This window comes from Micromonospora sp. NPDC047740 (assembly GCF_043204735.1).
Taxonomy (GTDB): domain Bacteria; phylum Actinomycetota; class Actinomycetes; order Mycobacteriales; family Micromonosporaceae; genus Micromonospora.
Map to the genome: position 1 here is coordinate 1 of NZ_JBIDCT010000037.1, position 19,940 is coordinate 19,940.

A 19,940-nucleotide genomic window follows, 5' to 3' on the forward strand; every position below is an offset into this window, starting at 1 on the left:
ACCGGCGCTGAGGAGGGTGTTGAGGCCCCAGTCCACGCCAAGCGCCACGGTGTGACCGGTGGCCCGGGCCTTCGGCACGGCATGCGTGTATGCCATGTCGGCGCGCACCGTCCCGTCGGTGACGTGGAGGGTGGGCAGGTGCAGCACCGCCGAGGCGGGAACCGTGGACGGCAGCGTGATCCGGCACTCGACCCACGTCCAGTCCCGATACCCTCGCGGATCCGGTCGTAAGGGAAGCTGCAAGCGCAGCAGCGCTCTCGTCGGGTCGGTGTCGCTGCGCTCGATGATGGCCTGCTGCCGATCACACGCGGCCAACAGCAACATCCGCCCGATTCTCGGGACGCCTTCGAGTTCGAACACGTCCACCGGCAGCCGACCGTTGACCTTGGCGAACGTGACGACCTGCCGGGTGCGGCCCTTGATGATGTTCGACGGCAGATACTCGCCGCCGGGGATCGAGGCCCGCACCTGATCCCACTCGGCCGGGGTGCGCTTGCGCGGATCGGCCGGCCAGGCCGCCAGGACCCCGGCGGTCACCTCGGCGCGCCACTTCACCGACCGCAGAGCACGCCCTGCCTGCTCCTGCGCCATCCGTACGATCCGGTCATTGACCCTCACACCCTCCGGCGCGGTCACCGTCCAGCCCAGCCGCCGCAGTGCCGTCCACGCGTGCGACGGCAACCTCCGTCCACCCGCATCCACCCCGGCCGCCAACACCCCCACATCCACGCTGTTCCAATGCTCGCCGATCAGCGCGGCTGCCATGCCCGCCACCAGATCAGCACACCAACCGACCCGCCGCGCCAACACCGCCGCAGACAGGACCTCACCGGTTGCCTCGTCCACGCCGGTGCGCAGCAAGGCGCGGGCGCACGCGGTCCGGGCCGCCTTATCCTCGGCCAGCCGCAGCTTCCCGCTCACCGACTCAACACCGATCCACAAAAACCGGCCCTACCGCCGACCCACACCACCGGAACCCTCCCCGAGCCAACCCAAACGTGATACGCCACAGGGTGAACACCGACACGCTTCCCGGCCCTGGAAAGCGGAAAACGTTCCACACAGGCCAATCTATGATCACTGATCATCGATAATCAAATCGGTTAGCCTGCGGGTCTCCGGGTACATGCACTCGTTCTCGATGTAGGTGTGCATGGTCAGTGCTTCCAGGATCTGGCTGACCAGCTGCTTCTTCCGGTTCGCGTCCGCACCCGTGTCCTGGAAGTCCTTGAACAGCTTGCGTATTTCGCGGTGGTCCTCGATGAGCAGGTCGATAGCGTCGCTCGGCATGTGACTCCCTCGGCGGCTCATGGTGGCGACTCCGAGCCTAGACCGGGCCAAAAGCATCATGCAGACAAATCGTCATGCCGCGACGGCCTCTGGCGTCCGCCCGGGCGACGACTCCAGGCACCCGGGTCGTGCCGGCGCGCGTAGCGGTTGGCATGGAGAGGCAGCTACTGCCTGCTCCCGCGACTGCGGGTGACGCGACCGGTCAGGCCGGCGCTGCCTCTCCGATCGCCTGGTCGAGGATTTCCAGACCGAGGGCCAGTTCCTCGCGCGTCGTGGTGAGGGGTGGCGCGATCCGGAAGGTGCTTCCCATGCCGGGCAGCTGCACGACGTTCATGTGGAGGCCGAGCTCGAGGCAGCGGCGGGTGACGTGGGCGCCGAGGACGTCCGAGCCTTCTCGCGTCTCCCGGTCGAGGACGAGTTCGATCCCCTGCATCAGGCCACGCCCCCGTACGTCTCCCACCACGTCGTGCCGGTCTCTGATGTCAATCAGGCCGGCGCGCAGGAATTCGCCGAGCTCCCGTGCCCGTACGTCCATCTGCTCCTGCTGGAGGACGTCGAGCACGGTGTTGCCGACGGCGGCGACGAGGGGGTCGGACACGTGTGTGGTGTAGAAGAGGTAACCCCGCTCGTGGGCCCGTTGTTCGATCTCTTCGGTCGTGATCACCGCGGCGAGCGGCAGGCCGGCGCCCAGCGTCTTGGACAGCGTGAGGATGTCCGGCACGATGCCGTCACGTTGGAAGGCGTACCACGTGCCGGTGCGGCACAGACCGGTCTGCGCCTCGTCGACGATCAGCAGCATGCCGCGCTCGCGGCACTTGCGCGCCAGGGCGGCGAAGTAGCCCGGCGGTGGCTCGATGATGCCGCCAGAGCTGAGGATCGGCTCGACGATGCACGCGGCGAGACTCCCCGAGGACTGGGCATCGACGAGGGCGAACCCGAAGTCGAGCTGCCGCTGCCAGTCCAGCTCCCCGTCCGAGGTGGTGAAGTCGGGGCGGTACGGGTTGGGCGTGGGGATCGCGAAGTTTCCCGGCGGGGTAGGCCCGTAGCCGCGATGGCCGGCGCTGTAGGTTGCGGCGGCTGCGGCGTGCGTCATGCCGTGCCACGACTTGGCGAAGGCGACGACCTCGTGTTTGCCCGTTACGAGCTTGGCCATCCGGATGGCCGCCTCGTTCGACTCGGCGCCGGTCGTCAGCAGCAGCGCCTTCTCCAGTGGCGGGGGGAGGGACTCGGCGAGCCGGCGGGCGAGGTCGACGACCGGGCGCGACAGCATGCCGCTGAACAGGTGGTCCAGGCTCGCGATTTCCCGCTGCACCGTTTGCACGATCGCGGGATGACAGTGCCCCAGAATGGCGCTCATCTGACCCGAGGTGAAGTCCAGGATCTGCCGGCCGTCGGCGGTGTACACGAAGCTACCGGCCGCGCGCTCGATGATCTCGGGTGTGAACGCGGCGCCGTAGCGCACCAGATGGCGGTCGGCGTCAGACCAGAACCGTTCGGCGGCACTCTGCTCGGTAGTCAGCGTCATACGCCTCACGATAGGACCGTTCCTTATGCGGGAAAAGCTGAGGTTTCTGGCTATGCTGTGCGGAATTCGCGCACAGGGGGTTTCCGATGCGGCTGAACACAGCACGCCTGGAGATGCTCAGCCTGCTGGACGGCCTCGGCACCATGCGGGCCGTCGCCGCGGCCCTGCACATGAGTCCGTCGGCAGTGTCAGCGCAGTTGGCGGTACTGGAGGCGGAGGCCCACGCCGAACTCCTGCGGCGCACCGGCCGCCGGGTCCAACTCACGCCTGCTGGGCGCACGCTCGCCCGGCACGCCCGCATCATCCTCGACCAGATCAAGGCCGCTGAGGTGGACTTACAGGGCCAGTCCGGACAACCAACCGGGCCGGTACGCCTCGCGGCCTTCTCCAGCGCCATCCGGGCCGTCGTCATTCCGCTCGCCGCGCGGCTCCGGAAGGCGCATCCAAGGATCGAGCTTGAGGTCGCCGAACTCGACCCACAGGCCAGCCATCCGGCCCTGCGCCGCGGCGACTACGACATCATCGTGACCGCGGACTTCATCGACGGGTCCATGCCGCTGCACCCGGACGTGCACACCATCCCCCTGCTTACCGACGCCATCGTGCTCGTGTTGCCGCAGTCGCAGGTTGCGTCGGAGGCACCGGCGGACCTGACCGACTTCGCCGACGCCGCCTGGTCCATCGACATGCCCGGCACGTACCTGTCGAACCTGGTGACGAGCACCTGCCGGCAGGCGGGCTTCGAGCCGGTCGTGGCTGGCCGCTTTGCCAGCTACGACCTGCTTCTGGCGCACGTCGAGGCCGGCCTGTCCGTGTCGCTCCTGCCCGAGCTTGCCGTGGACCGTCGCTACCACGTCGCGACCCGCCCGCTGCGCCGACCGTTGACCCGCCACGTCTACGCGGCCGTTCGCAGCCGATCAGCTCTCACCGCGGCGAGCCAAATTGTGCTGGACGAACTATGCGACCTCGTTATCGCGGGGTCAGCACACAGAACTCGTGGCCGTCGGGATCGGCCAGGACCACCCAGCTGACCTCGCCCTGGCCGATGTCGATGCGTGTCGCCCCGAGGGAGACGAGACGGTCGACCTCCGCTTGCTGATCACCGTGGGCGGGTGGAGCGAGGTCGAAGTGCAGCCGGTTCTTCCCGGTCTTCGGCATCAGTGGCGGACCACCCCAGGTGATCTTGGGGCCGCCGTGCGGCGAGCGGACCGCGGTCTCCTGGTTCTGATCCCAGACCAACGGCCAGCCCAGCGCCTCGCTCCAGAAGTACCCGACCTCCTGCGAACCGTCGCAGGAAAGCGCTCCGATGAATCCGCAGTCGGCGAGGAAGTTGTTGCCCGGCTCGATGACGCAGAACTCGTTGCCTTCGGGGTCGGCGAGCACCACATGGTCGGCCTCCGGGCCCTGCCCGATGTCGATGTGCCGGGCGCCGAGTTCGAGTGACCTCGCCACCGTCTGCTGCTGGTCCTCGAGGGAGGCGCTGGTCAGATCGAAGTGGACCTGGTTCTGGCCGGCCTTCTGCTCCTGGCTCGGAAGAAATCGGAGCCGGAACCCGGTGTCATCGCTCGGCAGGAGCGCGATGCCGTCCTGGGGGTCGTCGGCCAACTCCCAACCTAGGACGCCGGCCCAGAAGCGCGCGAGACGGAGCGGGTCGTTCGCATCGAAGCAGAGCGCGACGAGGTGACAGGTCATTCCGCTCCGCACCTCCGATCTGATGACTCAAAGCCGCAGACAGGGCACGCCTTCCCTGCTCGTGAGGGAAGCAACGCTAGGCGCTCGGGGTCCTGCCACGCAAAGAGATTTGCGTCAGCGGGCGCGTACGCACGTCGTGTCGACGAGTTCGCCGCCGACCTTCCGCCTGCTGGCGCAAGGTCGGCGGCGAGCGCTGGTGGACACCGCCCTAGCGAAGCGGGATCCCGGCTCGGCGAGCGGCCTGCTGACCGCCGAACACCGGCAGGGCGAGGTGACTCACCTTGGTGTCGACCGTGATGGTCGGCCGCGAGGTGAGCCGCTCAGCTGAGTAACTGCGGTAGCTGCCGACAATGATGACGCCGATCCGGTTGCCGGCGGAGAAGACGTAGTCTTCCGGCAGCAGCGGAATACTGATGTCGTACGTCTGGCCCGGTGTCATGGGCTCGGCCACCGCCACGGAGTTGCGGTTCTGCCCGTCGAGGATCCCCTTGGTCACCCGCCATTGGGTGACGTTGGCCGGCCGGTACGCGACGGGCCGGTAGCACCCGTCGTCGGCTGGGCTCGACTCGCCGTAGCACTCCTCAGGCAGCGTCGTCTGGAGGACTCCGTCGCCGGTTCGGCTGTTCTGCGTGCTCGGCCCATATTCGACCAGGATCGCGCCGAAGTAGGCCGCGTCGAGGCTCGACGATGCGGTCAGGTTGATCACGGGGGTGCCCGAGATACGTAGGTCCTCCTCGAGCGGCGGGGACAGGAAGGCCAGACGGTTCTCTGCCGGCTGGTTCGGGTTGTCGATCATCGCCGCTTCGAGTTGGTTGGGGTTGTCGACGAACGAACGGGTGGTCGGCGCGCCCGCGGCCGGGGTGAGTGCGAGCCCTCCGGCGCTGTCGGTGCCGGGGCGCAGCCACATGTTGACGTTCCCGGTGCGGGGGATCGGCCAGTCGGCGTGCTGCTCCCAGACGCCGACGGACGGTTCCACGTCGACCTTCGGCTCGTTCACGATGCCGTTGTCGATCCCCTGAAGCCAGTAGTCGAACCAGCGGTGCAGCGTGTCGACCCACACGTCCCGACGGAAGTCGAACGGGTCGATGTGACCAACGCGGCCGACCCACAGCTTGCGCGGGACGTCGTGCGTCTTCAGCGCTTCCCAGAACTTGCTGAAGTGGTCGGGCCGGACGTTGTCGTCCTGAATGCCGTGGACGAGGAACACGCTGGCGCTGATGTTCGCGGCGTCGTCCAGGTAGTTCCGCTCGTGCCAGAACGGCGTGTAGTCGCCGTGCTCGTCGCCGTCGTTGGCCCCTATCTCATTCCAGACCGGCGCGCACCTGGATTGACGCGCCGGGTCGTCAGCCGTGATGGTCCGGGCGAGCGACCCCAGGTAGTTGTTGCCACGCGTGACGATGCCGCTGGTACGCGTGTAGTCGTAGTAGTTGTACGGCCCGGAGATTGGAACGACCGTGGACAGGCCGCTGACGCCGGACGCCGCCGCGGCCATCGCCAGCGACCCGTCGTACGACTTTCCGATCATCGCGGACTTGCCGTTGTGCCAGTCGACCACGACCGGATTGCCGTGGGAGTCGTGCCCGCTGCGGCGGCCGTTGAGCCAGTCGATGACTGCCGGACCGGAGGCGTTCTCGTTCGCGCCCTGGATCGTCGGGCAGCCGGTGGAACCGGCCGTGCCGGGCATGTCGACGAGTGCGACCGCGTAGCCACGGGGCACGAAGTAGTTGTCGTAGAACAACGGCCAGCGGTCGAGCAGGCCATCACCATCGAGGTCGGCCTTGAGTTCGGACTCGTTGCCGCGCCCCAACGTCGCGTAGTACGGGCTGTCGTCGATGATGACCGGCACCTTCAGGCCCTGCTCGCTGACCGCCGGCCGAATGAGATCGACACGGATGACATCCTTGGTGCCGTCCCGGTCGCTGTCGAAGTCGGTGTCGACCCAGATCCGCTCGCGGATCGCGTCGGCGTAGCCGAACTCCGGCTGGGTGACTCCGTCCTTCACCACGATCGTCGGCGCCTCGACCCGCTCGGCGGCCATCGCCGGCGCCGTCACGGCTAGCATCGCCATCGCTGCGCCGACCGAAACGATCGCCCTCATGGCTTCCCTCCACATCCGGCCCGCGCGGCAGCGCTCACTCGGCGGCGCCGACTCGACCACTACGGGGACGCTACGAAAAGGGCCGATTGGTCGTCATCAAGCAGATGCACGAAGTCCTTGGCGCGCCGCATAGACATCTGCCGAGACACGCGTCGGTCATCGCCGGCATCGTTATCGTCGGCCGTACGCCGACGGCATGTCGCTGCTGGCACCGTGGCGCCGACGTCGCATCCGCTCGTCGCCGGCCGCCTGGCGTCGACCGACGAAAGGAGTAACTGGTCATGGTTCCTGCGCCCTGTCGGGCCGCCGCGACGTTCGCCGCCACGCTCGCGCTCGCCCCGCTCACCGCGTGCTCGGCAGCCGACGCGCCGATGCCCTCCCCGTCGAGCCCCCCATCGAGCCCGGTCGCCACCTCCCCGCTGTCTTTGGTCATGCCGGATTTCGCCCGGCTCGAAGCGGAGTTCGACGCTCGGCTCGGCGTCTACGCCATCGACACCGGCACCGGTCGTACCGTCGAGCATCGCGCCGACGAACGGTTCGGCTACGCCTCGACCTTCAAGGCGCTCGCGGCCGCGGCGATGCTGGACGCGGCCTCAACCGCCGAGCTGAATCAGGTGGTCCGCTACGCGCGGGCCGATCTGGTGGCCCACTCGCCGATCACCGAGCGGCATGTGGGGGCGGGGATGACCCTGCGCGAGCTGGGCGACGCCGCCGTTCGATACAGCGACAACACTGCCGCCAACCTGCTGCTGAAGCGGCTCGGCGGCCCGGCCGGCTTCGAGCGGGCGCTGCGCGACCTCGGCGACCAGGTCACCGACCCGGAGCGGATCGAGACCGATCTCAACGAGGCGGCCCCCGGGGACCGGCGCGACACGAGCACGCCTCGGGCCCTCGCCACCGATCTACGGGCGTACGTCCTCGGCGACGCGCTCTCCGCCGAGGACCGTGCGGTGCTGACCGGGTGGCTCAAGGGGAACACGACCGGGGACAAGCTCATCCGGGCCGGCGTCCCGGCCGGCTGGCAGGTTGGCGACAAGACCGGCTCCGGCGGGTACGGCACCCGCAACGACATCGCGGTGATCTGGCCTCCCGACGGCGCCCCCATCGCGCTCGCGGTCCTCTCCAGTCGCGACGAGAAGGACGCGGAGTACGACGACAAGCTGATCGCCCAGGCGGCGAAGCTGACGGTCGAGGCCCTGCGCCGGTAGACGCAGCGCGTCGGATGCCGGCTGAGGTTACGGGTTGAGGTGGGCGGATCGGGTCAGGATCGCGGAGGTGACCGGATCGGTGGTGGCCAGGTCGGGTCGGCGCACGCGGGGCAGTGGTGCCTCGCCGTCCGCCGGCAGGGTGGCGTTCAGCATCACCGTTCGGGCTGGCTGGCCGGGGGAGCGCAGCCGCTCGAGCAGCAGCTTGCCGGCCGCCTGGCCCAGCTCGTACGCGGGCTGGTGGATGACCGAGATCGCTGGCGTGAGTAGCCCGGTCCATGGCGCGTCGTCGAAGACCACCAGCTCGACGTCCTGGCCGGGGGTGAGTCGCCGGTCGCGCAGTATGCGTAGGACGCCGACGGCCATCATGCTGTTGGCCACCAGGATGGCCTCGACGTCCGCCGTTTCCAGCAGGGCGTCCGCGGCCTGGCGGCCGCCGTGCTCGTTGAAGGCGGCGTAGCGGATGAGGTTCTCGTCGATCGGCAATCCGGCGTCCTGTAAGGCTTCTCGGTAGCCGAGCACCCGTTCGCTGGCGGTGAAGACGCGCTGCGGTCCGGTGATGCAGGCGATCCGGCGGTGGCCGTGGGCGATCATGCGGTCGACCGCCGTTCGGGCTGCGCGACGTGAGTCGATCAGGACCGTGTCCACTGCCAGGTCTTGCCGTAACGGCCGGTCCATGGTGATGACCGGCAGGCCTCGGGACAGCAGCCGGTCGACCCGGCTGGTTGCCGACGTCGGCGTGATCAGCACGCCGGATACCCGGTACTGCGCGGCGATGCTGAGGTAACCCTCTTCCTTCTCCGGGTTCTCGTCCGTGTTGCACAGCAGCAACGAGTACCCGGCCGACTGGGCTACGTCCTCCACGCCGCGGGTGACCTGGGTGAGGAACGGGTTCTCGATGTCCGCGATGATCAGCGCCCAGGTGGCCGAGGTCTGCTGGCGCAGGGATCGGGCCAGCGAGTTCGGCACGTAGCCGAGTTCCCGTGCGGCGCGACGGACGCGTTCGGCGGTGTCCGGTCGCACGGCGGTGTCGGAGGCGAACACGCGCGACACGGTTGCAGTGGACACCTGGGCGAGCCGGGCCACGTCACGGATGGTGGTCAAGGCGGGCCCTTCGCGGTGGCGTTCCGGTGGTGAGGTGAGCACAGGTTACCCGTCGCGCGGGCGGCGGTCGATGAGCCACGAGCGGAATGTAATCGATTACAGATTTCCGTGGCAAGAAGCGGGTCGGCAAGGCGTGAAAGATTGCTGAGCCGTGAAGGGGCTGTTAAGGCCACGTGTAAAAGTCCAGCACAAGAGGGGGTTGTGCCTGTGGCACAGCTCATGTAATCGTCTACATCCACGGGCCGCCTCCGGCCCCGTCCGTGGGAAGGACCTGACAGTGAAGCGGCAAAGAAAACTTGGCGCCGTTGCTGCGGCGACAGCGCTCACCCTCGGGCTCGCCGCATGCGCCGGCGGTGCCAGTGACAACCAGTCCACCAGCGGCGGGTCGGGATCCCTGACCTTCCGGTCGTGGAGTCCGATCGAACAGACCACCCAGCAGATGATCGCGGCGTTCAAGCAGGCGAACCCGGATGCGAAGATCGACGCGACCATCTTCAACTACCCCGAGTACCTGGTCGACCTGCAGACCCGGGCCGCGTCCAACACGATGCCCGACATCGTCGGCCTTCAGCCCGGCGCGCTCACCCAGCAGTACCGGGCCAACCTCATGCCGTTGCAGGACTGCGCCCAGAAGACGTGGGGCGCCGACTGGCAGAAGAAGTTCTATCCGATCGGCATCGAGCAGGCCCGGATGGGCAACCCGGCCGGCGACGAGAACTTCTACACGCTCCCGCTGCTCGTGCAGACCGTGAACCTCTGGGCCAACACCAAGATCTTCGACGAGAAGCACGCCCAGATCCCGCAGACCTGGGACCAGCTCAAGGCGACGGTCAACCAGCTCAAGGGCGGGGAGTACGCGCCGTTCATGCTGCCCGCCAAGGACAGCTGGCTGCGCAACGTCGTCTTCCTGCAGATCGCCAACAACATCGAGCCGGGCCTGGTCTACAAGGCCGAGGACGGCTCCGACTCGTGGACCAACCCCAAGCTCGTCGAGGCGTTCGACTACTGGGGCAAGCTCTTCACCGACGGCATCGCCCAGAAGGGCGCGATCGGCCTGGACGCCTACCCGACCGGCGCGAACCAGTTCGAGGCGGGCAACGCGGCGATGATCCCGCTCGGCGCCTGGTGGATCCAGCAGTCCGACCCGACCAAGACCGGCCTGCCACCGCTGTCCGAGGGCATGTCCGGCTACCAGCCGTTCCTGTTCCCGACCATCCCGGGCGGCGCCGCCCAGCCGCAGCTCGTCGGCGGCATCGACGTCTCGCTGGGCATCGCCAAGAACACCAAGAACCCCGACCTGGCGTGCAAGGTGCTCACCGACTGGATCGCCGGCGCGGGCGCCCAGAAGCTGATCAACACGTTCAACGACCTGCCCGCGGTGACCGGCCTCAACCCGGAGAAGTTCACCAGCGACAAGCAGAAGCAGATCTGGACGACCCTGACCTCGGACTGGATGCCGCAGGTGAAGTACTCCCGCTACCTGAAGACCCCGCAGATGGACACCGCGCTCGGGGACGCACTGTCCGGCATCGCCACGGGTGAGCTGACGCCCCAGGCGGCCGCCGCGAAGGTGCAGGCGGAACAGCAGAAGGTCAACGGCTGAGCGGCCCAGGCCGCCCGAACCAGGCGGATGAGGGTGTGCGGCCCACACCCTCATCCGGCCACGGAGCTGACCAATGAGTGACCACACCGTTCAGAAGCACACCGCTCCCCGGGAGTGGCTTGCCGGAACCCTCTTCCTGCTGCCGGCCATCGTGCTGTTCGGGATCTTCGTCATCTACCCGATCGTCTACAACTTCCAGGCCAGCAGCCTCGACTGGGACGGGGTGAACCCGGGCAGATTCGTCGGTCTCGGCAACTACACCCGGCTCTTCCAGGATCCGATCTTCCTGACCACCCTGAAGAACTCCGGCTGGTGGATCCTGCTCACCATCATCCCGCAGGCCCTCATCGGGTTCTTCCTGGCCATGCTGCTCAACGAGAAGCTGCGCGGCCGGGCGATCTACCGGGCGATCTTCTTCATCCCCGCCGTGCTCTCCCCGGTCGTGGTGGGCATCGTCTGGCAGCGCATCTTCGACCCGTTCAACGGCGTGGTCGCCAAGCTGGGCCGGGCCACCGGGCTCGACTTCCTGGTGCACGGCTACCTCGCCGACCCGAAGACCGCCATCTTCGCCGCGATCGTCGTCAACGTGTGGATGTGGACCGGCTTCTCCATGCTGTTCTACCTCGCCGGCCTCCAGCTCATCGACAGCAGCGTGCTGGCCGCCGCCAAGATCGACGGTGCTGGCACCTGGCGCACGATCCGCAGCATCATCTGGCCGCTGCTCCGGCAGACCCACCTGTCCCTGCTGCTGCTCGGCATCATCGGCTCGCTGAAAACCTTCGAACTCGTCTACGTCCTCACCGAGGGCGGACCCAACCACGCCTCCGAGATGCTCCCCACCTACACCTTCAAGCAGGCCTTCCAACTGCAGAGCGTCGGGTACGCCTCGACCATCAGCGCGGTCCTGCTGCTGATCGCGGTGATCAGCTCGCTGTCGATGGTGCGGGCGTTCGGATCGGGCTTCCTCACCGGAGACGAGAAATGACCACTGACCACAAGGCCATCCCGGCGACCGGCGCCCCGGCACGAGCCGACTCCGGACCGGTCCGGCCGCACCGACGCCGCCTTCCACACTGGTCACACGCCGTTCTCGCCCCGCTGGCCGTGCTCTGGCTGATCCCGCTCGTCATGGTCGTCGGCCTCTCGTTGCTGCCCACCTCGAACCCGGGCACCACCGCCCTCGGGCTGTTCCCGCAGGAGCCGTCGCTGGGCAACTACGTGCAGATCTGGACGAACAATCCGATCCTGCGGAACCTGGTGAACAGCCTGCTGGTCACCGTCCCGTCGGTGCTGCTGGTCATCCTGTTCGGCTCCATGACCGCGTTCGCGCTGGCGCGGCTGCGCGTACCGCTCAAGGCGGTGATCTTCGGGGCGCTGACCCTGGCGCTGATCCTGCCGATGTCGAGCATCGTGGTGGCCACCTTCAAGATCCTTCAGGCCATGGGCCTGTACAACAACCTGGCCGGCCTGGTGCTCGTCTACACCGCGCTGGGCCTGCCGTTCGCGGTCATCATCATCCGCACGTCGTTCCTCGCGGTGCCGAACGAGCTGTACGAGGCGGCCATGCTGGACGGCGCCAGCAAGTTCTCCGTCTACTGGAAGGTCTACCTGCCGCTGAGCCGGCCCGCCCTGGCCGTCGTGGCGATCTGGCAGTCCATGTCGTCCTGGAACGACTTCCTGCTGCCGCTGGTCACCCTCGAGGACAACACGCTCAAGCCACTGACCCTGATCCCGCTGGCCTACCGCGGCACCTTCCTCAGCCAGCCGGGCGCGCTGTTCGCGATCCTGGTACTCATCTCGATCCCGATCGTGGTGGTCTTCCTGCTGGTCCAGCGCCACCTGGTCAACGGCCTGTCCGGGGCGATCAAATGAGCCTGCTCGGTGTCGACCTGGGCACCAGCGGCGTACGGGTGGTGGCGATCTCGGCGGCCGGCGTCGAGATCGCCGGCGCGGCCCGCGCGACCACCCTGCACCGGCCGGCGCCCGGCATCGTGGAGACCGACGCCGACGAGGTGCTTGCCGCGGCCACCGCGCTGCTCGCCGACGTCGCCGCCCGCGACGCGGTGGCCGCCGACCCGCCGGAGGCGATCTCGTTCAGCGTGCAGGGCGAGGCGGTCCTGCCGGTCGACGCCGAGGGCAAGGCTCTCGCTCCGGCGCCGGTGAGCATGGACCGGCGCGGTGCCGGCCTGGCCGACCAGGTCGCCGCGGAGCTGGGCGCCGGCGAGGTGCAGCGGATCACCGGCCAGCCGCCGCACCCGATGTTCTCCGTCTACAAGATTCCCGGCTGGACCGGTCCGGACGTGCGCGGCTACCGCTGCCTGGGCGACTACGTCGCCGCCCGGCTCGGCGCGCGGCCGGCGCTGGACACCAGTATGGCGGCCCGTACCGGCGGCTTCGACGTCGACCGCGGCGTCTGGTCAACCGAGCTGCTCGCCGCCACCGGCGTCCCGGTCGCCCTGCTGCCCGAGGTGGTGCCACCGGGCACCATGATCGGCAAGCTCAGCGCCGAGGCGGCCGGCGCCACGGGACTGCCGGCCGGCCTGCCGCTCGTGGTCGGATCGCACGACCAGGCATCGTCGTTCCTCGGCGGCGGGGGGCGGTTCGGCTCGGCGGCCGTGTTCTCCTTCGGATCCAGCGACTGCCTGACCGTCGGATCACCCGTACGTCCCGGCGGGCTCGTCGGCACCGGCCTGGCGTCGTACCCGATGGGTGAGGGTCGCTGGCTCACCCTGGCCGGCACCGCCGCAGGCGGTTGGGCGCTGGACTGGTTCGCCACGCTGGCCGGCCTCGCCGGGCCGACCGAGCGCGACGCCCTCTTCGAGGCGGCGTCGCCCGAGCCGCCGCAGGTGCTGGTGCTGCCGTACTTCGCCGGATCCGGGACGCTCGACAACGACCCGAGGGCCCGTGGCGCCGTCGTTGGGCTCACCCTCGAGACCACCCGGGAGCAACTCGCCCGCGCCTTCCTCGAGTCGTCCGCGTTCGAGCTGCGCAAGATCGCCGACGCGCTCACCGCGCGGGGCGTCACGATCGGCGCCGTACACGCCGTCGGCGGTGGCGCCCGCAGCCACCGGACGCTGGCCATCCGCGCCTCCGCCGCCGGCCTTGCGCTGACCCCGGTACCCGGGCACGCGGCCGCCCGCGGCGCGGCCCTGCAGGCCGGCGCCGGCATCGGCCGCTATTCGTCGCTCGCCGAGCTGCCCGCACCGGCCTGCCTGCCGGTCGCCCACCCCGACCCCGGCACGGCCCAGTGGTACGCCGCGCAGTCGCGCCGGTTCCGTGACCTCTATCCGACCCTCATCCCGCACGACCGTAGTTTTTCCGATCCGAAGGAGATCCGGTGACCGAGTTCGACCTGCAGCAGACCAAGCAGGACGTGCTGGACTACTGCCTGCTGTCCATGCGCTACGGCCTCAACTTCAACACCCAGGGCAACATCAGCGTCCGGCTGCCCGGCACGGACCGCTTCCTGATCACCCCGACCGACCTGGAGTACGACCGGATGACGGCCGACGACATGGTGGTGGTGGACGCCGACGCCAACGTCATCGAGGGGCCGCACCAGCCGTCCTCCGAGGTGACCGTGCACCTGGCGGTCTACCGCCGGCGGCCGGACGTGAACGCGATCGTGCACACCGAGCCGGTCTTCGCCAACGTCTTCGGGGTGGCCGGCCAGCCGATCACCGGTGCCCTGGTCAACATGGTCATCTACACCAAGGGCGATGTCCCGATCATGCCGTTCGCCCTCAGCAACCGCACCGAGTTCGGCGACGCGATGTGCGACGTGATGGGGGACCTGAACGCCGTGGTCTGGGCGAACCACGGGCTGCTCACGGTGGGCGACAACCTGCGGGACGCGTTCAAGACCACCGTCGCGGTGGAGAGCGCCGCCAAGGTGCTGCTGCACGCCCGGGCGTTGACCGACAAGCCGATCGTCCTGGACTACCACTCGCTCGGCATCACCACGTCGCTCTGAGGAAGGGCACCCCATGCCACTGGTCACTCTCCGACAGGCGCTGGACGAGGCGCGGCGCGGCGGGTACGCCCTCGGCGCGTTCAACGTCAGCGACGTGCTGCAGGCCGAGGCGGTCCTCGACGCCGCCACCGAGACGTCGTCGCCGGTCATCCTCGCCTCGCTGGCCGGCGTCACCGCCCACGGCGGCGACGAGCGGTTCTGGTCGGCGCTGCATCACCTGATCGACGGCTACCCGCAGCTGCCCGTGGTGCTGCACCTGGACCACGGCCCGGACCCCGCCACCTGCCGGCGAGCGATGGACAACGGCTTCACCAGCGTCATGATCGACGGCAGCCTCCGCGCCGACGGCACCCCGTCCTCGTTCGCCGAGAACCTCGCGGTGACCACCGAGGTGGTGGCGGAGGCCCACCGCCACGGGGTCTCCGTCGAGGGCGAGCTGGGGACGATCGGCGGCTCCAAGACCGACGGATCCCGGGCGCCGATCGTGCTCGCCGACCCCGACCAGGCCAGGGAATTCGTGACGGCGACCGGCGTGGACGCCCTCGCCGTGGCGATCGGCACCTCGCACGGCGCCTACAAGTTCGACGCACCCCCGGACGGGTCCGTGCTGCAGATGACGCTGATCGAAAAGATCAGCAGCTTGGTGCCGCAGACCCACCTGGTCATGCACGGCTCGTCGTCGCTGCCCGCTCAGCTGCGGGAGCAGAACAACCGGTACGGCGCCGGCCTGCCCGAGTCCTGGGGCGTGCCGGACGCGGAGAAGGTCCGGTCCATCACCATGGGCGTCCGCAAGATCAACCAGGGCATGGACTCGCACCTGGCCTTCACCGGGGCGGCGCGGCAGGCGCTGGGCACGGACCGGCTGAACGTCGATCCGGCGTACTACCTGCGCCCCGGCCGCGAGGCGATGCGGCGGATGGTCGCCGAGCGGATGCGCCTCTTCGGGCAGGCCGGCCACGCCGACGACTACCAGCCCGTACCTCTCGCCGAGATGGCCCGTCGCTACACCCTGGAGACGTCATGATCGAGCACGCGTACCTCGTCGCCAACGGCGACCAGCGGCTGTCCGCCAACCAGCTCTGCTGGCCCGCCCAACAGCGGTTCGAGGCCCTCCTCACGGAGGCGTTCCGGAAGCGGGGCGTCACCCTGGAACGGGCGCACCCGGCGGACACGCCGGAGGGGCACGGCTTCATCGCCAGCCAGGCGCAGGGCCTCGCGGTGCTCGGCGCGCTGCCGCCGGACGCCCCGGTGGTCATGGCCGAAGGTGTGTGGATGTTCTCCCAGCAGGTCCTCGGCGGGCTGCTGCGCCACCGCGGCCCGATCCTCACCGTGGCCAACTGGGAAGGGGAGTGGCCCGGCCTGGTCGGCCTGCTCAACCTCAACGCCTCGCTGGCCAAGGCCGGGCGGCCGTTCGAGACCCTGTGGAGCCGCACCTTCACCGACGACTGGTTCAACGCCCGCCTCGACGAATGGCTGACCAAGGGCGGCATCCAGCACGACCTCAGCCACGTCACGCCGTTCGACGCGTCCATCGTGGACGGCCGCGCCCGTCAGGCCGCCGACGACGTCCTCGGCCGACTGCGCCGAGAGGGCGCCATCCTCGGCGTCTTCGACGAGGGCTGCATGGGCATGTACAACGCGATCATCCCTGACGAGCTGCTCTTCCCGCTCAACGTCTTCAAGGAGCGGCTGTCCCAGTCGGCCCTGTACGCCGAGACCATGCGGGCGAGCGAGGACGAGGCGGTGGCCGCCCTGCGGTGGCTGACCGACCGGGGCATGACCTTCCACTTCGGCACCGACGAGGCCACCGAGCTCACCCGCGAGCAGGTCCTGCTCCAGTTGCGGATGTACGCCGCCGCGGCCCGGATCGCGGACCGGTTCCGGTGCGACATCATCGGCATCCAGTACCAGCTCGGTCTCGCCGACGTCCTCCCCGCTTCCGACCTGGCAGAGGGCCTGCTGAACAACGCCGACCGCCCGCCGGTCACCGGGGACGACGGTGCGGTCATCCGCGACGGCGCCCCGATCACCCACTTCAACGAGGTCGACGAGTGCGCCGGCCTGGACGCCCTGCTCACCACCCGGCTGGCCGGCGCGCTCGGGCAGCCGGTGGAGACCACCCTGCACGACGTGCGGTGGGGCGACCACGACGCCAGCGGCACGGTGGACGACTTCGTCTGGGTCTTCGAGATCTCCGGCGCGGTGCCGCCCGAGCACCACATCGGCGGGTACGCGGGCACCGACTCGATGCGCCAGCCACCGCTTTATTTCCGGCTCGGTGGGGGCACGGTGCGGGGCGTGGCCAAGCCCGGCGAGCTGGTCTGGTCGCGGATCTTCGTCGAGGGCGGCGAGCTGCACATGGACCTCGGCCGGGCCACCGTGGTGGAGCTACCCGCGGCGGAGACCGAACGGCGGTGGGCGGCGACCACCCGGGAGTGGCCGATCATGCACGCTGTGCTGCACGGCGTCACCCGGGACCAGTTCATGGCCCGGCACCGGTCGAACCACATCCAGGTCAGCTACGCCACCGACGCGGCCGGAGCCGACGAACTGCTCGCCGCGAAGGCGTTGACCGCGCACCAGCTGGGCATGCGAGTCAACCTCTGCGGTAGCCGGCCCGACAACGTCCCGCTGCTCTGATGGACGTCTTCCTCGGCGTCGACGTCGGCACCGCGAGCACCAAAGGCGTCGCCGTCACCGCGGACGGCCGGGTCGTGGCCCGTGCGCAGGTCGCGCACGGCCTGAGCAGCCCGCGACCCGGCTGGTACGAGCACGATCCGGAGTCGGTCTGGTGGGACGACTTCCGGCAGGTGATCGTCGAAGTGACCGCCGATCCCGACATGCGCCCGGCCGGCCTGGGGGTCAGCGGCATCGGACCGTGCCTGCTGCCCGCCGACGAGGCCGGCAGGCCGCTGCGCCCAGCCGTCCTCTACGGCATCGACACCCGGGCCGAGGAGGAGATTGGCCTGCTCACCGACCGGTGGGGCGCGGCGGAGATCGTGCGCCGCGGGTCGATCCTCACCTCCCAGGCGATCGGGCCGAAGCTGTACTGGCTCGCCCGGCACGAGCCGGAGATCTTTTCCCGAACTCGAATGATGTTCATGGCCAGCTCCTTCCTGGTGCACCGGCTCACCGGCGAGTACCTGCTCGACCACCACTCGGCGAGCCAGGTGAGCCCGCTCTACGACCAGCGGGCCGGCGACTGGGACGCCGCCTGGTGGGACGAGATCGCGCCGCACGTCCGGCGCCCTCCGCTGCGCTGGGCGAACGAGGTGGCCGGCCGGGTCACCACCGAGGCCGCCCGGCTGACCGGCCTGCCCGCCGGTCTGCCGGTGACCGCCGGCACCATCGACGCCTGGGCTGAGGCGGAGAGCGTCGCCGTCCGCGCGCCCGGCGACCTCATGCTGATGTACGGCAGCACCATGTTCCTGGTCGCGATGACCGACCGGCCGCTGACCAGCAGCCGGCTGTGGCCCACCGTCGGCCTACGTCCCGGGGTGAACTGCCTCGCCGCCGGGATGGCCACCGCCGGGTCGGTCACCGGCTGGCTGGCCGACCTGACCGGCGCGGACTACGCCGCCTTGACCAAGGAGGCGACCGCGGTCGCGCCCGGCAGCGACGGACTGCTGATGCTGCCCTACCTGGCCGGGGAGCGTACGCCGATCTTCGACCCCCGGGCGCGGGGCGTGGTGGCGGGACTGACCCTCGGCCACGGCCGAGGCCACCTGTACCGGGCGGCGCTGGAGGGGGTCGCGTACGGGGTGCGACACAACATCGCGGCAATGCGCGAGGCCGGGGCGGTGCCGGCGCGGGTCGTACCGGTCGGTGGCGGGACCACCGGCGACCTGTGGACGCAGATCGTCAGCGACGTGACCGGCCTGGTGCAGGAGCTTCCCCGGGAGACGACCGGGGCGGCGTACGGCGACGCGATGCTGGCCGCGGCCGCGACCGGGGCGGCATCCGACACCGCAGCATGGAACCCGATGGTCCGTTCGATCGAGCCGGACCCCCGACACCGTGACCGGTACGACGCCCTCTTCGCCGACTACCTGGCGCTGTACGAGTCCACCACACCGATCGTGCATCGGCTCTCCGGACCGTGACGACTCGTAGCCCGCTACCTGCGCATACCCTCAGCGACCGCTTCTCGTCCGCTGAAACCCACTAACCAATCGCTGGAAACACCGTTGGCGAGACAGCCCCGACTGGCCCGCCCCACGGATGGGGCGGGCCAGGCTAATCCATGCGGGTCGGGGGTCAGGTACGGAAGGGCCCGGTCACGCAGTAGGTGATGCCGCCGGTCGAGGATCCCGTCGTGCCGCGCTGGGACGAGAAGTAGAGCCGGTCGCCGGCGTGGGTGAAGGCGGGGCCGGTGATTTCCGACGAGCTCTGTCCGTTGATCCGCAGGAACACCGAGATCGTGTCGTCCGGGGTGATCATGCAGATCTCCATGTTGCCGCCGTCCTCGGCGACGTAGAGGTCTCCGAACGTCGAGCCGGTGACGTTGTCGACACCGGTGAGCGGGGCCGGGCCCGGGTTGACCAGGTTGTCGTCGTAGGCCAGCTCGTAGGTGTTGTTGGCGAGGTTGACCTGCCAGACCCGGTTGTCGCCCTTGGTGGTGAACCAGACGGTGTCGTTGGCGTAGTGGCAACCCTCCCCGCCGTTGAAAACCTTGGCGCCGGAGACCTGCCTGCGGGTGACCGTGGGCGACCCGTCCGGGTCGGGGACGGTGGCCCAGGTGAACGTGCCGGACGTTGCGGTGCCGGCCACGAGGACCTGCAGGGTGCCGGCGGAGAGGTCACCCCAGGTGGTCGGGACGAACCGGTAGAACCGACCGTCGGTCTCGTCCTCGGTCAGGTAGATGACCTTACGGACCGGGTCGGCGGCGGCGGCCTCGTGCTTGAACCGGCCCATGGCCGGTCGTACGACGGCCGCACCACCCAGGGGGTAGGTCTCCCAAACCCGGCCGAGGCTGATCTCTTCACAGGACAGCCAGGTGTTCCACGGGGTCTTGCCGCCGGCACAGTTGTTGTTGGTGCCGGACAGGATGCGGGAGGCGCCGGTGATCTGGCCGCTGGAGTTGAACGAGATCATCGACGCGCCGCCGCCCGACGTGGCGCTGGTCTCGGCGTTGGACACGTAGATCCAGCCGCTGCCGTTCGGGATCACGGCACCACCGTCCGGCGCGCTGTGCCAGACGTACGATGTGCCGGGCACCACCTGGCCGGACCGGGCAATGACCTGGCTGGTGAAGCCAGCCGGTAGTTGGATGCCGTTGGCGTCGGCGGCTTGCAGCGGACCGTAGGGGCTGGCGGCGTTCTGTGCCGGTGCCGCGTACGCCGTGGACCACGCCGTGAATGGCAGTACCAGACCACCCGCTCCGGCCACCGTCGCCCTCAGTAGTGTGCGCCGATCCATGAACCCTCCTCGATATCGGGTACCGAGAACAT

Annotated in this window: 17 protein-coding genes; 10 read left to right on the top strand and 7 right to left on the bottom strand. The window is 69.2% G+C overall.

Features of this window, described 5'->3' with window-relative positions; genetic code table 11:
- The 3 genes from ACGF4F_RS36365 to ACGF4F_RS36375 form a co-directional block, all read right to left on the bottom strand.
- Nucleotides 1-921 (bottom strand): hypothetical protein (locus ACGF4F_RS36365; protein ID WP_393084873.1); only part of this gene is annotated, 921 nt, incomplete at its 3' end.
- A gap of 156 nt (nt 922-1,077) precedes the next feature.
- Nucleotides 1,078-1,290 carry a hemerythrin domain-containing protein gene (locus ACGF4F_RS36370; RefSeq protein ID WP_357446785.1) on the bottom strand — a complete coding sequence of 71 codons (213 nt, stop codon included), beginning with the start codon at nt 1,288-1,290 and terminating at the stop codon, nt 1,078-1,080.
- Nucleotides 1,291-1,492: 202 nt separating this feature from the next.
- Nucleotides 1,493-2,752, bottom strand: coding sequence for an aspartate aminotransferase family protein (locus ACGF4F_RS36375; protein WP_357446788.1), 1,260 nt, complete (start codon nt 2,750-2,752; stop codon nt 1,493-1,495).
- 176 nt (nt 2,753-2,928) lie between these two features.
- Between ACGF4F_RS36375 and ACGF4F_RS36380 the strand changes: the two genes are divergently transcribed.
- Nucleotides 2,929-3,846 carry a LysR substrate-binding domain-containing protein gene (locus ACGF4F_RS36380; RefSeq protein WP_393084876.1) on the top strand — a complete coding sequence of 306 codons (918 nt, stop codon included), beginning with the start codon at nt 2,929-2,931 and terminating at the stop codon, nt 3,844-3,846.
- On the opposite strand, the gene ACGF4F_RS36385 is transcribed toward ACGF4F_RS36380, so the two are convergent.
- A complete protein-coding gene (locus tag ACGF4F_RS36385) occupies nt 3,785-4,507 on the bottom strand; it encodes a VOC family protein (protein ID WP_393084879.1) in 723 nt (240 codons plus the stop codon). The two genes, ACGF4F_RS36380 and ACGF4F_RS36385, sit on opposite strands and share 62 nt — an antisense overlap.
- 208 nt (nt 4,508-4,715) lie before the next feature.
- Nucleotides 4,716-6,605, bottom strand: a complete 1,890-nt coding sequence (locus ACGF4F_RS36390; RefSeq protein ID WP_393084882.1) for a CocE/NonD family hydrolase — start codon at nt 6,603-6,605, stop codon at nt 4,716-4,718.
- A 281-nt stretch (nt 6,606-6,886) separates the two neighbouring features.
- Here ACGF4F_RS36390 and bla point away from each other — a divergent pair, with 281 nt between their 5' ends.
- Nucleotides 6,887-7,813 carry a class A beta-lactamase gene (gene bla / locus ACGF4F_RS36395; RefSeq protein ID WP_393084885.1) on the top strand — a complete coding sequence of 309 codons (927 nt, stop codon included), beginning with the start codon at nt 6,887-6,889 and terminating at the stop codon, nt 7,811-7,813.
- A 27-nt stretch (nt 7,814-7,840) separates the two neighbouring features.
- Here bla and ACGF4F_RS36400 read toward each other — a convergent pair whose 3' ends face one another.
- Complete coding sequence (locus tag ACGF4F_RS36400) at nt 7,841-8,914, bottom strand: LacI family DNA-binding transcriptional regulator (protein WP_393084888.1); 1,074 nt, start codon at nt 8,912-8,914, stop codon at nt 7,841-7,843.
- Nucleotides 8,915-9,191: 277 nt separating this feature from the next.
- Between ACGF4F_RS36400 and ACGF4F_RS36405 the strand changes: the two genes are divergently transcribed.
- The 8 genes from ACGF4F_RS36405 (at nt 9,192) to ACGF4F_RS36440 (ending at nt 18,593) form a co-directional block, all read left to right on the top strand.
- Complete coding sequence (locus ACGF4F_RS36405; protein ID WP_357446806.1) at nt 9,192-10,517, top strand: extracellular solute-binding protein; 1,326 nt, start codon at nt 9,192-9,194, stop codon at nt 10,515-10,517.
- Nucleotides 10,518-10,590: 73 nt separating this feature from the next.
- Complete coding sequence (locus ACGF4F_RS36410) at nt 10,591-11,502, top strand: carbohydrate ABC transporter permease (RefSeq protein WP_073836037.1); 912 nt, start codon at nt 10,591-10,593, stop codon at nt 11,500-11,502.
- Entirely contained in the window at nt 11,499-12,389 is an 891-nt protein-coding gene (locus tag ACGF4F_RS36415; RefSeq protein ID WP_393084892.1) for a carbohydrate ABC transporter permease, read from the top strand. The genes ACGF4F_RS36410 and ACGF4F_RS36415 overlap by 4 nt, the downstream gene beginning before the upstream one ends.
- Nucleotides 12,386-13,858 (top strand): L-fuculokinase, encoded by a 1,473-nt coding sequence (locus tag ACGF4F_RS36420; protein WP_393084895.1) that lies wholly within the window; start codon nt 12,386-12,388, stop codon nt 13,856-13,858. The genes ACGF4F_RS36415 and ACGF4F_RS36420 overlap by 4 nt, the downstream gene beginning before the upstream one ends.
- Nucleotides 13,855-14,490: a class II aldolase/adducin family protein gene (locus tag ACGF4F_RS36425; protein WP_393084898.1), complete on the top strand. Its 636-nt coding sequence runs from the start codon at nt 13,855-13,857 to the stop codon at nt 14,488-14,490. Before ACGF4F_RS36420 ends, ACGF4F_RS36425 begins: the two co-directional genes overlap by 4 nt.
- A 13-nt stretch (nt 14,491-14,503) precedes the next feature.
- Nucleotides 14,504-15,514 carry a ketose-bisphosphate aldolase gene (locus tag ACGF4F_RS36430; protein ID WP_393084901.1) on the top strand — a complete coding sequence of 337 codons (1,011 nt, stop codon included), beginning with the start codon at nt 14,504-14,506 and terminating at the stop codon, nt 15,512-15,514.
- On the top strand, nt 15,511-17,130 hold the full coding sequence (locus ACGF4F_RS36435) for a fucose isomerase (protein ID WP_357446818.1): 1,620 nt from the start codon (nt 15,511-15,513) through the stop codon (nt 17,128-17,130). Before ACGF4F_RS36430 ends, ACGF4F_RS36435 begins: the two co-directional genes overlap by 4 nt.
- A complete protein-coding gene (locus ACGF4F_RS36440) occupies nt 17,130-18,593 on the top strand; it encodes an FGGY-family carbohydrate kinase (protein ID WP_393084904.1) in 1,464 nt (487 codons plus the stop codon). The genes ACGF4F_RS36435 and ACGF4F_RS36440 overlap by 1 nt, the downstream gene beginning before the upstream one ends.
- A 154-nt stretch (nt 18,594-18,747) precedes the next feature.
- Here the strand turns inward: ACGF4F_RS36440 and ACGF4F_RS36445 are convergent, their stop codons facing one another.
- Nucleotides 18,748-19,908 (bottom strand): alkaline phosphatase PhoX, encoded by a 1,161-nt coding sequence (locus tag ACGF4F_RS36445; RefSeq protein WP_357446824.1) that lies wholly within the window; start codon nt 19,906-19,908, stop codon nt 18,748-18,750.
- Between the last annotated feature and the right edge of the window lie 32 nt (nt 19,909-19,940).